This window comes from Nocardioides panacisoli, assembly GCF_039537325.1.
Lineage (GTDB): Bacteria > Actinomycetota > Actinomycetes > Propionibacteriales > Nocardioidaceae > Nocardioides > Nocardioides panacisoli.
Window position 1 is genome coordinate 67,878 of the sequence record NZ_BAABAH010000020.1, and the last position, 12,554, is coordinate 80,431.

The window sequence follows — 12,554 nt, forward strand, 5'->3', positions numbered from 1 at the left end:
GTCACCGGCCGAGCACCAGGTCCGCGCAGCGCTCGCCGATCATGATCGACGGGGCGTTCGTGTTGCCGCCGGTGACCGTCGGCATGATCGAGGCGTCGGCGACCCGCAGGCCGTCGACGCCGCGCACGCGCAGCTCGGGGTCGACGACCGCTCGCTCGTCCGACCCCATCCGGCAGGTCCCGACCGGGTGGTAGACGCTGTGCACGATGTTGGGCAGGATCCGGCGCAGCTCGGCCGGGTCCTGGAAGTCGGCGCCGGGCACCAGCTCGCCCTGGCTGTCGCCGAGGCCGGTCAGCGTCTCGCGCACCATCGCGATGCCCTCCAGCAGGACCTCGGTGTCCTTGCCGGCGCGCAGGTAGCCGGGGTCGATCAGCGGCGCGAGCGACGGGTCCGGCCCGGCGAGCCGGACCGTGCCGCGGCTCTCGGGGTAGATCAGGGTCGGCAGCACCGTCATGCCGGGCTTGGTCGTCGGCGGGCGGACCGGCTTGTCGCCGTCCTGGTTGGGGAACGGGTAGACCCAGTAGAGCGCGTGCAGCTGCACGTCCGGCGCGGTCGTGGCGTGGGACGACCGCACGAACCCGAGGGCGTCGAACTGCGCGCCCGTTGCCCAGCCGGTACGGCGGAGCCGGGCCTGCGCGAGGCCGCGCAGGAAGTACGCCGGCGTGGCGCGCCGCAGGGCCGAGTCCATGCGGTACGCGACGGGCACGAAGAGGTGGTCGTGCAGGTTCTCGCCGACGGGGAGGTCGGCGACGACCGGGATCCCGTGCTTCCGGAGCTGCGCGGCCGGTCCGATGCCCGAGAGCATGAGCAGCTTGGGCGAGTCGAAGGTGCCGCAGGACACGATCACCTCGCGGGTCGCCGTGACGGTCTCGCGGACGCCGTCCACGCCGACGACCTCGACGCCGGTCGCGCGCGACCCCTCGAGCACGACCCGGTGCGCGTGCGCGCCGGTCAGGACCAGCAGGTTGTCCAGCGGCGCGGTCCGGAGGTAGCCGACCGCGGTGGAGTAGCGGTGGCCGTCCGCCGCGCTGAGCTGGGTGAGGCCGATGCCCTCCTGGGACGGACCGTTGTAGTCCTCGACGAACGGCACGCCGAGCCTCGCGGGCGCGGTCTCGACCCACGCCCGGACGGCGGGAGTGAGGTCCTTCTGGCGGCGCACCTTGATGGGGCCGCCGGTGCCCCGGAGCGCGGTCTCGCCGTCCTCCCAGTCCTCGAGCCGCTTGAACGCGGGCACGACGTCGTCGTACGACCACCCCGGGCAGCCGTCCGCCGCCCAGTCGTCGAAGTTCTGCCGGTTGCCGCGGACGAAGATCATGCCGTTGACCGAGCTCGAGCCACCGACGAGCTTGCCGCGGGTCATCGGGATCACCCGGCCCCAGGCGTCCTCCTGCGGCACCGACTTGTAGCCCCAGTCGAGCAGCTTCTTCAGCTGCGGGGTCGCCAGGGTCACGCTGACCGCGCCAGGGATGTCCACGAGCGACTTCACGACGCCCTTGTCCTCGCGCTTGCCCGCCTCGAGGAGCACGACGCTCGCGCCGCTCTCCGCGAGCCGGCGCGCGATCACGCACCCCGCACTGCCCGCCCCCACCACGACGTAGTCGGCCTGGACCACCGGCATCCTCCGATCAGACAAGTGTCCAGTCAGTGTTCCACAGAAGTAGAACTTGTTCTAGATTGGTCGCATGCGCAACGGCATCGTCCTGTTCACCTCCGACCGCGGCATCCGGCCGGCCGCCCTCGCGAAGGCCGCGGAGGACCGCGGCTTCGACACCTTCTACGTGCCGGAGCACACGCACATCCCCGTACGGCGCGACGCGCTCCACCCGACCGGGGGCGAGGAGCTCCCGGACGACCGCTACCTCCGCACCCTCGATCCGTGGACCACCCTGGCCACCTGTGCCGCCGTGACCGAGCGGATCGGCCTGTCGACGGCGGTCTGCCTGCCGGTCGAGTCCGACCCGATCACCCTCGCGAAGACCCTCGCCACGCTCGACCACCTCTCCGGCGGCCGGGTCACGATCGGCGCGGGCTTCGGCTGGAACACCGACGAGCTCAGCGACCACCACGTGCCGGGCGGCAAGCGGCGCACCGTGCTCAAGGAGTACCTCGAGGCGATGCGGGCGCTGTGGACCCAGGAGGAGGCGTCCTACGACGGGGAGTTCGTGTCGTTCGGGCCGAGCTGGGCCTACCCGAAGCCGCCGCAGGGCCGGATCCCGGTCATCATCGGCGCCGGCGCCGGGCCCAAGACCTTCGCGTGGATCGCCGCCAACGCCGACGGCTGGATGACCACGCCGACGACCTCCGACGTCGCCGCCAACGCCGACAAGCTGCGCAAGGCCTGGGCCGACGCCGGCCGCGAGGGACAGCCCGACGTACGGATCCTGGTGGCGAAGCGACCGACCGACGAGGACTTCGCGGACTGGATGGCCGCCGGCGCCTCGGAGCTGATCTGGGGCGTGCCGGACGCCGACGAGGACAAGGTGATGACCTACCTCGACAAGCTCGCGGGCCGGCTGGGGCTCTCGGCATGAGCAGGACCCGCGTCTTCCAGGTGGCGACGGGCAACGTCGGCACCGAGATGGTCAAGCGGCTGCAGCACCAGCCGGACCTCGAGCTGGTGGGCGTGCACTGCTACACGCCGGACAAGGTCGGGCAGGACGTGGGCGAGCTCGCGGGGATCGGTCCGGTCGGCGTGGTCGCCACCGGCTCGGTCGACGAGATCCTCGCGGCGCGGCCCGACGTGGTGACCTTCCACGGGGTCTGGCCGGACGTCGAGCTCTACGAGCGGGTGCTCGAGGCCGGCATCGACGTCGTCACGACCGCCGACTGGATCACCGGCCACCACCGCAACGCCAACCACGTCGGCGCGGACGGCCGCACCGAGGAGCAGCGGATCGCCGCGGCGTGCGAGCGCGGCGGTTCGTCGTTCTACGGCACGGGCATGAATCCCGGGCTCGCGCAGATCCTCACCGTCGTGCACTCCGCCGACGTCACCGAGATCGAGAAGGTCACCTGCATCGAGTCCGTCGACGTCTCCTGCCACCACTCGGTCGACACCTGGCGCAACGTCGGGTTCGGCGAGCCCGTGACCGACCCGGAGGTGCCGCGCAAGCTGGAGCTGGGCACACGCGTGTTCGAGGACGGCGTACGGCTGATGGCCGACTGCTTCGGGCTCGAGCTGGACGAGGTCGCGTTCGAGCACGAGCTCGGCGCGTGCACCAAGGAGGTCGACCTCGGCTGGTTCGTGCTGCCCGAGGGTTCGCTCGGGGGCGCGTTGTTCTCGTACGTCGGCAAGGTGGCCGGCGTGCCGCGGGTCGAGCTCCGGCTCGAGTGGCAGATGACGCCGCACACGTCGCCGCGGTGGGACATCCAGGGCTGCTACATCACCAAGATCGAGGGCGACCCGGTGATCTACAGCAAGCACATGATCCTGCCGAAGCCCGGCACCGACTTCAGCAGCGTCGAGGCGTTCGCCGCGATCGGGATGACGGTGACCGGCATGCCGGCGCTCAACGCGATCAAGGCCGTGGTCGCCGCTCCCCCGGGCATCGTCACCAGCGCGGACCTGCCGCTGCGGGCCTTCGCGGGGAGGTTCGCCGGGTGACCGAGCCGGTTCCCAGCCGCTACGCCGGGCTGACCCGGGAGCAGCTGGCGGTCGTCGTACCGGAGCTGCTGCTGATCGGCCAGCTGATCGACCGGTCCGGGATGGCCTGGTGCATCTCCGCCTTCGGTCGCGAGGAGATGGCACAGATCGCGATCGAGGAGTGGGCGTCGGCCAGCCCGGTCTACACCCGGCGGATGCAGCGGGCGCTGGGCTATGCCCCCGAGGTGCCGGGACGGGGCGACGTCGTCACGATCTTCAAGGGACTGCAGCTCGACATCGGCGCTCCCCCGCAGTTCATGGACTTCCGCTACACGGTCCGCGACCCGTGGCACGGGGAGTTCCACCTCGACCACTGCGGCGCGCTGATGGACGTCGAGCCGATGGGCGAGGACTACGTGCGCTCGATGTGCCACGACATCGAGGACCCGACGTTCGACGCGACCGCCGTGGCCTCCAACCCGAAGGCGCAGGTGCGGCCGATCCACCGCCCGCCGCGACTGCCCGCCGACCGGCAGCCGCACTGCGCGTGGACGGTGATCATCGACGAGTCCTATCCCGACGCCGAGGGGATCCCGGCGCTCGCGATCACCGAGAAGTCGCGCGCCGCGACGATCGATCTCGCGCCGATCGATCCGGCCGACGAGGGTCGGTCCGACTACGCGGGAGCGCTGCTGTCCGACGTCGACTTCGCGGAGTTCTCCGCGTCGGCGCTGGTGCGCATCGCCGACGAGGTGTGCCTGCAGATGCACCTGCTGGACCGCGGCTTCGCGCTGGCTGTCGCCGAGCGGGCCGGGAGCGCCGAGGAAGCGCTCCGGATCCGCCGCAAGCAGCTGGTCGGGCTCGCGGGCATCGCCTCGCAGCGGCTGGCGCGCGCGCTCGGGCTGGCCGACGCCAGGGATCCCGTCGATGCGGCGGTGCGGCTGCTCGCCGTACATCCGCTGCTGAACCCGGCCGCGTACGTCGACGCGTCGTTCGCGGACGGGACCGTCGTGGTCCGTCCGGGCCCGGCGCACGAGGACGATGCCTGGATCTCGCTGTGCGGGCCGGACTGGACGGCCGCGCTCCAGGCCGCGGTGCGCGGCCTCGACCCGCGGCTCGACGTCGAGCTGACGGGGCTGGGCGGCGGCGAGGAGTGGCGGCTGCTCGCCGTGCTCCGTGACGAGCCGGCGCCCGAGGCCGAGGAGGTCGTGGTGACGAAGTTCAGCAGCGGCACCGGGTTCTCGTTCGAGCCGCGCCGGTCGCTGCCGATCACGCCGGTCTGAGGCGGCGGTCATGTCCTTCCCCGAGCTCGGTTTCTACGGCCTCGCCGGCCACGCGGCCGACCCCCGCGCACTCCTGGACGAGGTGCGGGAGGCCGAGCAGATCGGGCTGGGCTCGGTGTTCCTCTCCGAGCGGTTCAACTACAAGGACGCGGCCGTGCTGTCGGGTGCGGCCGCGGCGTCGACCACCACGCTCGGCATCGCGACCGCCGCGACCAACCACAACACCCGGCACGCCCTGGTGACGGCGACCATGGCGACGACGCTGCACCGGATGACGCGCGGGCGCTTCGCGCTCGGTCTCGGTCGTGGGTTCGACGCGCTCTTCGACGTGATGGGCGTCCCGCGGATCACGAACGCCCAGCTCCGCGACGCGATCGCGGTCCAGCGGCGGCTGTGGCGGGGCGAGCGTTTCGACCACGACGGCCCGTCCGGGAAGTACCCCTACCTCTTCCTGATGGACGACGAGATCGGCGAGGACATCCCGGTGCTGATGGTCGCGATCGGCCCGAAGGCATTGGCGCTCGCGGGCGAGATCGCCGACGCGGTCGTGCTGCACACGTTCATGACCGACGAGGCGGTCGCCCGGGCGGTCGCGGCCGCTCGGGCCGGCGCGGAGGCCGCCGGGCGCGACCCGGCCGGTCTGCGGGTGTGGGCGTGCACCGCGGTGGTCGAGGACTCGCTGCCCCACGACGTGGTGCTGAAGAAGACCGTGGGCCGGCTGGCGACGTACCTGCAGGGGTACGGCGACCTGCTCGTCCGGATCAACGACTGGGACCCGGCCGACCTCCGGCGGTTCCGCGAGGACCCGCTCGTCGCCGGGTTCTCCGGTGCGTTCGACGCCGCGGCGTCGGCCGACCAGCTCCAGTACCTGGCCGAGAAGGTCGTCCCGCCGGCCTGGCTCGACTGCGCGATCACGGGGTCGGCGCAGTCCTGCGCTCAGCAGGTCGCCGACTCGTTCTCGGCGACCGGGGTCGACTCCGTGATCCTGCACGGCTCCACTCCGGCCCAGCTCGCGCCGGTCGTCGCGGCGTACGCCGAGGTGCGGGACACCGGCCGGCCAGACCTGCCGGCAAACCCGGGCCGGATGTCCTGAGCACGCGACGTCAGTCGGGACTCGGGACGTCGTCGAAGGCGTCCGGACGGCTGATCCAGGTCCACCGGCTCGCCGGCCACACGAGCGAGAACACCTTGCCGACCACGAGGTCGGTGTCGACGAAGGGGCTCTCCGTGCAGGAGTCCTCGTCCGGTGGGCAGGTGTGGAACCGCGAGTCCCAGGAGTGCGCGCGGTTGTCGCCCATGACGAACACCTTGCCGTCGGGAACGGGGCCGAACTGCCACTCGCAGCCGCCGCCGGGGAACCAGCCGTCGCAGGGCCCGTGGTGCTCGGCGATGAAGTCGTCCTCGTCGACCGGCTGTCCGTTGACCTCGATCCGGCCCTGGTCGTCGCAGCACTTGATGACGTCGCCCGCCGTGCCGATCACCCGCTTCACCAGGTGCCCGCCCGACGGGTACAGCCCGATCTTGGACAGCCAGCTGGCGACACCTGTCGGGCTCTTCTCCTCCTCCGGGGTCAGCCATCCCCCGGGGTCCTCGAACACGATGACGTCACCGCGCTGCGGATCGCCGCCGAACCAGTAGGAGACCTTCTGCACGAGGATGCGGTCGTTCTTGATCAGACCGGGCTCCATCGAGGCCGAGGGGATGTAGTAGGCCTGGACGAAGAACGTCTTGATGACGATCGCCAGCACCAACGCGATGCCGAGCAGCAGCGCGGTCTCCTGCCACACCGCCAGACGCCTCTTGCGCGGAGTCGCCTTCTCGTCCACGGTCACGTCGCTGAACCTACGGGACACTCCAGCCGGATTCCCCGCTCGGCGCACCGAGCGCGTCCATCACGCGAGCCTCAAGCGGGATCGACCTGTGGAGGTGTCCACCAGGTGCACCTCGTGCACGGCGGCGTGGATGGGGATCCGGTCCGCGTCGATCGCCTCGACGACGGTCGCGGGATCGTCGAACCCCATGGCCAGCGTGCAGTGCGGCACGAAGGTGCCCGGTTCGTACAGCTGCCGCGAGCCTGAGACGAGCCCGTCCAGTGCTGCGTGCACGCCTCGGTGCAGGTCCAGGAGCCGCGCCGTCGGGGTCACGCCGAGGAACGCCACCGTCGAGGGACTGAGGAAGAGACCGAGCGTGGCGAGCGTCAGGGGCATTCCGACGTAGCGGCCCACGACCGGCGGGAGCGCGACGGCCAGGCGCTGCTCGTCCGCCTTCTCGAAGGCGGCGAGCGACACGTGCGGCCGGTACGTCGTGCCGCGCACCGAACCGAGGGACTCCACGCCGCGGGCCTCGATCGACGCCCAGACGGCCCTGACGCGGTCTTCGGATCCCTGATCGAGGTTCAGCTCAACCGACCACACGGGATCGAGAATAGGGTGGCGCCCGGCCTTCCGACCTGGTCGCTAGCGAGGCGCCTCCTCGAGCGCCAGCGCGTCGAAGATCTCCCCGACGTCGAGCGCGACCCGCTTTCGAGCCCGACCAGCGACCTGCACGGTGGTCGCGGTCTCACCATCGTCGAGGAAGCGGACGTGCAGCACCGCCTCGTTGCGGACCAGGAAGAGGACCAGCAGACCCACCGGAAACGTCAGGAGGCCGACGAGCAGAGCCCAACCGGGCAGCCACCTGCTCACCAGGCTGACCTGTCCCGGGAACACCTGGGTCATCGTCACCCCCGAGATCGACCCGAGTCGCCCGAAGGCCAGCCGCTCCACGGTCGCTTGGTCAAGCGGCAGCGTCTCCTCGTCGTTGACCGTCACGACCACCGAGCTCACGGAGACGAGCACCAGCAGGACGACGAGAAGCACGAGCGCCGCAGCCACGGCGATCGAGCCCAGAGGGAGAACCAATGCAAGCTCCTTCGTGCCCTCAGGGAGCATCTTCCGGCGGGTCATCGGAGAGCCTCGGCATGAGCTGGGTCTCCGCGTCGGGATCGGTCGGGTCGGGCCGGTCAAGGGTAGATCGATGACGGATGGCGGATCGGACCGAGTGCCGGCGCGGCGGCAGCAGGCGGAGCTGACGCCGTACCCGCTCGTCCAGGGCCAGCTCGTGCTGGAGCCGCCGGACGGTGGCGCGCGCAGCGGCGTACAGCTCGACCACGTCCGCCGGCCAGGACCGGGTCAGCGCGGAGTCGAGCCGGGCACGTGCTCCGAGCATGCCTTCCTGCGCCTCCTGGAGGCGGTCGATGTCGGCCCGGCCCAGGCTGACCTGCACCTCGCCCTCGTGGCGGACCAGCTCGCCGAAGGCGTCGGTGCCGGCAGCCAGCCGGCGGAAGGTCTCGGCCAGGTCGCGGAGCACGTCGCGCGCGGAGTCGTCGTCGAGCCAGTCGCCGTCGGAGGCCTCCGCCACCGAGCGCATGAGGCCCCGGATCGCCACCGCCGTGTGCTCCAGCGCCTCCAGCCCCTGTCGCAGACCGGGCTCGACGTGTGGCGTCCGAACCGCACGGACGTTGAGGCGCCGCCCTTCCTCCGCCCGGATCAGCGCGGCCCCGGCGACCGGGATGTTGTGGGTGATGCGGCGGGCGTCGTCGAGCCACTCCCGAGCCGCGCCTGCCAGACGCTCGGGCTCTCCCTCCGCCATCGTGTCGAGCTCCTCAGCGGCCCGGGCCAGGAGCTCGCTGACGTCGTCGGCGAGGTCGTCGATCGCGCGGCCGGCGTCGGAGCTGGCCACCTTCGGCGGGAAGACCAGGGTGGCGATGATGCCCACCGCTGCGCCGACCAGGGTCTCGGCGATGCGTTGCCACGCCGCCGCCTCCGCCCCGATCGCTCCGACGCCGAGGACGAGCATCGCGCTGATCGCCACCTCGACCAGGTTGTCCCGCAGGCGCAGGAACTGGCCGAGCGTGATGGAGATCAGGATCAGCAACCCGAGGCTCCACCACTGCAGCGGTACGACGGCCGCGAACGCGACGGCCAGCGCGACCCCGGCGACGACCGCGACGACGCGGTCCAGGCCGCTGGCGAGCAGCGAGATCGGCGTCACCTGCACCACCAGCATCGCGGTCAGCGGTGCGAGGAGCGGCTCGGTGCCGGAGAAGACCAGCGACGCCACCACGTAGCTGGCCGTGGCGGCAACGGTGATGCGCAGCGACCACAGCACCGCCGCGCGGCCGTCTCGCCGTACCCGCGCCAGCTCCCGGGACATCGCGCCGCGCCAGCGTTGCACGCTGCCATTCTGCACCGGCTCAGCCGATCGGCCGCGCATGCAGCTGCGGCAGGCAAGGTCAGCCGTCCTGTGCGCGCAGGTATCCGGCCTTCCTCCCGAAGACGGTGTGCGAGTCGCCCCCGCAGATCACCCGGGCTTCCTGCCACTCGCTGACCCACTCGCAGATCCACAACGGGCCGAGAGTGAGCATGGGCGGCGTCCGCCCGTCAGCAAGAGTGACCGTCACCGGCCCGTCGCCCGTGATGGCGCCGTAGAGCAACCACCAGCTCGGCCCGCGGCCTGATCCGGGCGCCCGTTGCGCCCGGCCGGCGCAAGGCAGCGGTGGGTCGGCTCTCGTCCAGTCCTCGGGCCCGGGTTCGAAGCGACCGGCGATCTCGTCGGCGTACTGGGCCGGCGGAACGAAGCGCGAGCGGCCGTCACCTCGCCATTCGAGGCGCAGCCCGGACAACGGAAGGACAAGGCCCTCCACGTCATCGTTGTCCACGCCCACATCTTGGCGCCTTCACACGTGCCATGCCTTCACCGCGAGCGAGACCACCGCTCGTTGGCAACAGTTCCCGTTTCGTGGACACCTGCCCCGGGCGCCATGGACCCTTAGGTCATGAGGAGCTCCCACTCATCCCTCGTGCCACGACTCGCTGCCCTCGTCGCGGTCGCATCCCTCCCGCTCATGGCGATCCTGACCGTGAGCGCTCCGTCTGCGGCCACGTCGAGCGCGGCTGCCGCTTCTCCCCTGCCCGAGATCTACAACGACGACTCGGAGGTCTCGACCTCGGAGGGCAATCCGGGTGATACCAGCCGGGTCTTCCTCAGGTTCGGCCGCTCGGGCGATCTGTCCGTGGCGTCATCGGTGAAGCTCACCCTGGTCGACGGCACCGCGAGGCGCGGGCGCGACTACGCCGCGCCGGCCTATACAAAGACCCTGCAGTTCCGGGCCGGGCAGGACTTCGTGTCGTTCTTCGTCAACATCCGGACCGACTACGTCGCCGAGCCCGACAAGACGTTCAGCTGGCACCTGTCCGACCCCGCGGGCGCGACGATCCGGTCCGACAGCGCCGACGGCTCCGTGGTCATCCTCAACGATGACTCCGCCGCGCCTCCGATGTTCTCGGTGGGAGACCCCTACTACACGGCCGAGAACAACTTCAGCACGTCGCCGGCCGACTTCTACGTCACCCGATCGGGCAACCTCGCCGCCGCCGCCTGGGTCAAGGTCGCGACCGTCGACGGGACCGCTCTTGCGCCCGGGGACTACAAGGCGCGATCGACCACCCTGTACTTCGCCCCCGGCGAGGCCCTCCGGCACGTGCTCGTCCCGATCACGAACGACGCGCAGCCCGAGCCGCTGGAGACCTTCTCGGTCCGCCTCTCCGCTCCGATCCACGCGACCATCGCCGACGACACCGGGGTGGCGACCATCCACGACGACGACTGATCCAAGTCCCGGCGCGCGCCGGATGTCCACGACCTCGCCTTGCCCGACTCGTCGATCTTGCGCGCGCAGACCACCCGGTCCGCGGGAACGGGTCCCAGGTCGAGCGGCTTTTCCTGAATGCCCGGACGCGACGCACCTTCGTGGGTGACGATTTGCTGAGCCAGTGTTGGCCGCGTCGATTCGGAGCGACGGGCCCGGTTAGCGCGCCAAGGGAGGACCTGTCGATGAGCTCACCCTCCGCCCAGCGCTTTCTCACGATCCGCGAGGTCGCAGACTTCTTGGGCCTCGGTCATCGCAAGACTCGCGCGCTGATCGAGCGGAACTACCTGCCCGCACGGAGGGTCGACGGCCGCATCTGCATCGCGGCGGACGACGTCGCGGACTACCTGATCGCTTCGAAGCGTTGGCGCAAGACCCTCGGCGCGCTCGCGGGCACAGGCTGATCCGAGACCAAGCCGCTCTTGGGTTCGTGCTCGGCGACCGCGCCGTGCCTAGCCTGGGGGCGTGCCCGACCCCGCCGAGATCGATGACCGGATAGAGCGCGCGAGCGCGCGACCGTTCGGGCGTCGGTTCCACCTGCGCGGGCGTGAGCGGGCCACGGCTGAGCTGCGCGGTCCGCAGACGATGCGCGCTCACGCCGCGGAGATCATCGCTGAACGGCTGGCGCCCGCCACGCCGCGCAACGACGGCCGGCAGACCCCGTACCGCAACCACCCGGTCTTCGTGGCCCAGCACGCCACCGCTACCTGCTGCCGCAGCTGCCTGGAGACGTGGCACGGCATCGCAAAGGGCCATGGGCTCGACCGCGACGAGCGGGCGTACGTGGTCGAGGTGATCGGCCGCTGGATCGACCGTGAGCTGGCGTCCTCCATCGAAGGGCGGGACGCCGGGAGCTCTACCTCGCGCCGATCGTGACGGTGGCGCGGTCGATCGCCGACGCTCTAGGGGCGATCGACGGCGCGATATACCCCGATCCGCTGTCGGTTCGCGCCATAAAGCTCGAGCAGGTCGCCCCGGACCTGCACACGCACGGCCCGTCGTAGGACGCTCGCTGTGTTTGGTCCGAGGTCACCTGGTCCGACCGTCACCGGGCACCCGATCGTCCGGCTCCGGAGACGGACGAAGAGCCCGCCGCGGTAGTCAAGGTGCAGCGGTCCGTGCACCTGCCGGCACCCGCGAACGGTAGAGACTTCGTCGTTCCCGATTCCTAGGTAGCCGTAGCCGTTGGTCCGGCGGACACGATCGCCGTACAGCTCCATCGGGCGCCACGAGCCGACGAGGTCGTCGTACGTCACGTCGCGGTACGGCGCCGGATGACCGTCGTAGGCCCGCAGCTCCAGTGCCAGGCGGTCGCCATCCTTGAACGTCAGCCGATCGCCCTCTCGCTCAACGGTGAGCTCGGCCGGGCCGTCCAGGATCTGGTTGTAGTTGACGCTGCCGTAGGAGCAGCCGAGGCCACCAGTGAAACCCGGCGGCGTGGACGACGACCACTCGCTACGCGCTTTAGAGGCCTGAGCGGGCGCTCGCTGATGCGACCATCAGGCATGCCGGACAAGCATTCGCGGGACGTAGCGGACGGTCGAGCCTTCTGGTGGACCGAGGGCCTCTGGGCGGCGGCTGAGGGGCTGCCCGTGTTTCGAGTGCCTATCGCGGCCATCAAGGAGTTCGATGAGGACTGCTGGTTCAACGGCACAGCCCCTACGTGCCGCGAGGTAGCTGAGCACGCTCTCCGCATCACCCGCGCTGACCTTCGGTATCCGATCATCTTTGCGTCAGATGGCCGTCTGATGGACGGGCGTCACCGCATCGCCCACGCGTGGATGGAGGGCGTGCGAGAGGTAGATGCGGTCCGGTTTGACGTAGATCCAGAGCCCGATTGGCCAGAGCCAGCATCCTCTTGAGCGGTGCATGCTCATGGCTCCCTTCTGTGTCAAGACACCTTCGGAAGTGCGGGTTTAGGGTGTTGTGTGGCGGGTCCGCGGAGTGGCTTGTCCGAAGAGCTGGCATCGGGATGTGAGCCGGTCGCGCTGGAGTCAGA

Annotated in this window: 13 protein-coding genes; 7 read left to right on the forward strand and 6 right to left on the reverse strand. The window is 70.7% G+C overall.

Going from position 1 to position 12,554, the window contains the following annotated elements; translation table 11 throughout:
• Nucleotide 1: 1 nt before the first annotated feature.
• Nucleotides 2-1,618 (reverse strand): GMC family oxidoreductase, encoded by a 1,617-nt coding sequence (locus ABD709_RS19980; RefSeq protein WP_344778782.1) that lies wholly within the window; start codon nucleotides 1,616-1,618, stop codon nucleotides 2-4.
• Between the two features lie 64 nt (nucleotides 1,619-1,682).
• On the opposite strand from ABD709_RS19980, the gene ABD709_RS19985 reads away from it, so the two are divergent.
• Genes ABD709_RS19985 through ABD709_RS20000 form a run of 4 tightly spaced genes read left to right on the forward strand, consistent with a single transcriptional unit; the run spans nucleotide 1,683 to nucleotide 5,959 of the window.
• A complete protein-coding gene (locus ABD709_RS19985; RefSeq protein ID WP_344778784.1) occupies nucleotides 1,683-2,531 on the forward strand; it encodes an LLM class F420-dependent oxidoreductase in 849 nt (282 codons plus the stop codon).
• Nucleotides 2,528-3,604: an NAD(P)H-dependent amine dehydrogenase family protein gene (locus ABD709_RS19990; RefSeq protein WP_344778786.1), complete on the forward strand. Its 1,077-nt coding sequence runs from the start codon at nucleotides 2,528-2,530 to the stop codon at nucleotides 3,602-3,604. The genes ABD709_RS19985 and ABD709_RS19990 overlap by 4 nt, the downstream gene beginning before the upstream one ends.
• Nucleotides 3,601-4,866, forward strand: a complete 1,266-nt coding sequence (locus tag ABD709_RS19995) for a hypothetical protein (protein WP_344778788.1) — start codon at nucleotides 3,601-3,603, stop codon at nucleotides 4,864-4,866. The genes ABD709_RS19990 and ABD709_RS19995 overlap by 4 nt, the downstream gene beginning before the upstream one ends.
• Nucleotides 4,867-4,876: 10 nt before the next feature.
• Nucleotides 4,877-5,959, forward strand: a complete 1,083-nt coding sequence (locus ABD709_RS20000) for a TIGR03857 family LLM class F420-dependent oxidoreductase (protein ID WP_344778790.1) — start codon at nucleotides 4,877-4,879, stop codon at nucleotides 5,957-5,959.
• 10 nt (nucleotides 5,960-5,969) lie between these two features.
• Here the strand turns inward: ABD709_RS20000 and lepB are convergent, their stop codons facing one another.
• From lepB to ABD709_RS20025, 5 genes are all read right to left on the reverse strand, one after another.
• Entirely contained in the window at nucleotides 5,970-6,698 is a 729-nt protein-coding gene (lepB, locus tag ABD709_RS20005; protein ID WP_344778792.1) for a signal peptidase I, read from the reverse strand.
• A 60-nt stretch (nucleotides 6,699-6,758) separates the two neighbouring features.
• The gene (locus tag ABD709_RS20010) at nucleotides 6,759-7,199 is read right to left on the reverse strand and encodes a 2'-5' RNA ligase family protein (RefSeq protein ID WP_344778794.1); all 441 of its coding nucleotides are present in this window, start codon (nucleotides 7,197-7,199) and stop codon (nucleotides 6,759-6,761) included.
• 123 nt (nucleotides 7,200-7,322) lie between these two features.
• Nucleotides 7,323-7,766 carry a hypothetical protein gene (locus tag ABD709_RS20015; protein ID WP_344778796.1) on the reverse strand — a complete coding sequence of 148 codons (444 nt, stop codon included), beginning with the start codon at nucleotides 7,764-7,766 and terminating at the stop codon, nucleotides 7,323-7,325.
• A gap of 19 nt (nucleotides 7,767-7,785) precedes the next feature.
• Nucleotides 7,786-9,081 (reverse strand): FUSC family protein, encoded by a 1,296-nt coding sequence (locus ABD709_RS20020; RefSeq protein ID WP_344778798.1) that lies wholly within the window; start codon nucleotides 9,079-9,081, stop codon nucleotides 7,786-7,788.
• A 58-nt stretch (nucleotides 9,082-9,139) separates the two neighbouring features.
• Nucleotides 9,140-9,565 carry a hypothetical protein gene (locus ABD709_RS20025; protein ID WP_344778800.1) on the reverse strand — a complete coding sequence of 142 codons (426 nt, stop codon included), beginning with the start codon at nucleotides 9,563-9,565 and terminating at the stop codon, nucleotides 9,140-9,142.
• Nucleotides 9,566-9,766: 201 nt separating this feature from the next.
• Here ABD709_RS20025 and ABD709_RS20030 point away from each other — a divergent pair, with 201 nt between their 5' ends.
• From ABD709_RS20030 to ABD709_RS20040, 3 genes are all read left to right on the forward strand, one after another.
• On the forward strand, nucleotides 9,767-10,516 hold the full coding sequence (locus ABD709_RS20030) for a Calx-beta domain-containing protein (protein WP_344778802.1): 750 nt from the start codon (nucleotides 9,767-9,769) through the stop codon (nucleotides 10,514-10,516).
• A gap of 224 nt (nucleotides 10,517-10,740) precedes the next feature.
• Nucleotides 10,741-10,959, forward strand: coding sequence for a helix-turn-helix domain-containing protein (locus ABD709_RS20035; RefSeq protein WP_344778804.1), 219 nt, complete (start codon nucleotides 10,741-10,743; stop codon nucleotides 10,957-10,959).
• Nucleotides 10,960-11,020: 61 nt separating this feature from the next.
• The gene (locus tag ABD709_RS20040; RefSeq protein ID WP_344778806.1) at nucleotides 11,021-11,431 is read left to right on the forward strand and encodes a DUF4186 domain-containing protein; all 411 of its coding nucleotides are present in this window, start codon (nucleotides 11,021-11,023) and stop codon (nucleotides 11,429-11,431) included.
• Nucleotides 11,432-12,554: the final 1,123 nt, after the last annotated feature.

Bases quoted from the DNA above. Each gene is read 5' to 3' on its own strand.
- ABD709_RS19980 (WP_344778782.1), bottom strand. From the start codon at position 1,618: ATGCCGGTGGTCCAGGCCGACTACGTCGTGGTGGGGGCGGGCAGTGCG.
- ABD709_RS19985 (WP_344778784.1), top strand. From the start codon at position 1,683: ATGCGCAACGGCATCGTCCTGTTCACCTCCGACCGCGGCATCCGGCCG.
- ABD709_RS19990 (WP_344778786.1), top strand. From the start codon at position 2,528: ATGAGCAGGACCCGCGTCTTCCAGGTGGCGACGGGCAACGTCGGCACC.
- ABD709_RS20000 (WP_344778790.1), top strand. From the start codon at position 4,877: ATGTCCTTCCCCGAGCTCGGTTTCTACGGCCTCGCCGGCCACGCGGCC.
- ABD709_RS20035 (WP_344778804.1), top strand. From the start codon at position 10,741: ATGAGCTCACCCTCCGCCCAGCGCTTTCTCACGATCCGCGAGGTCGCA.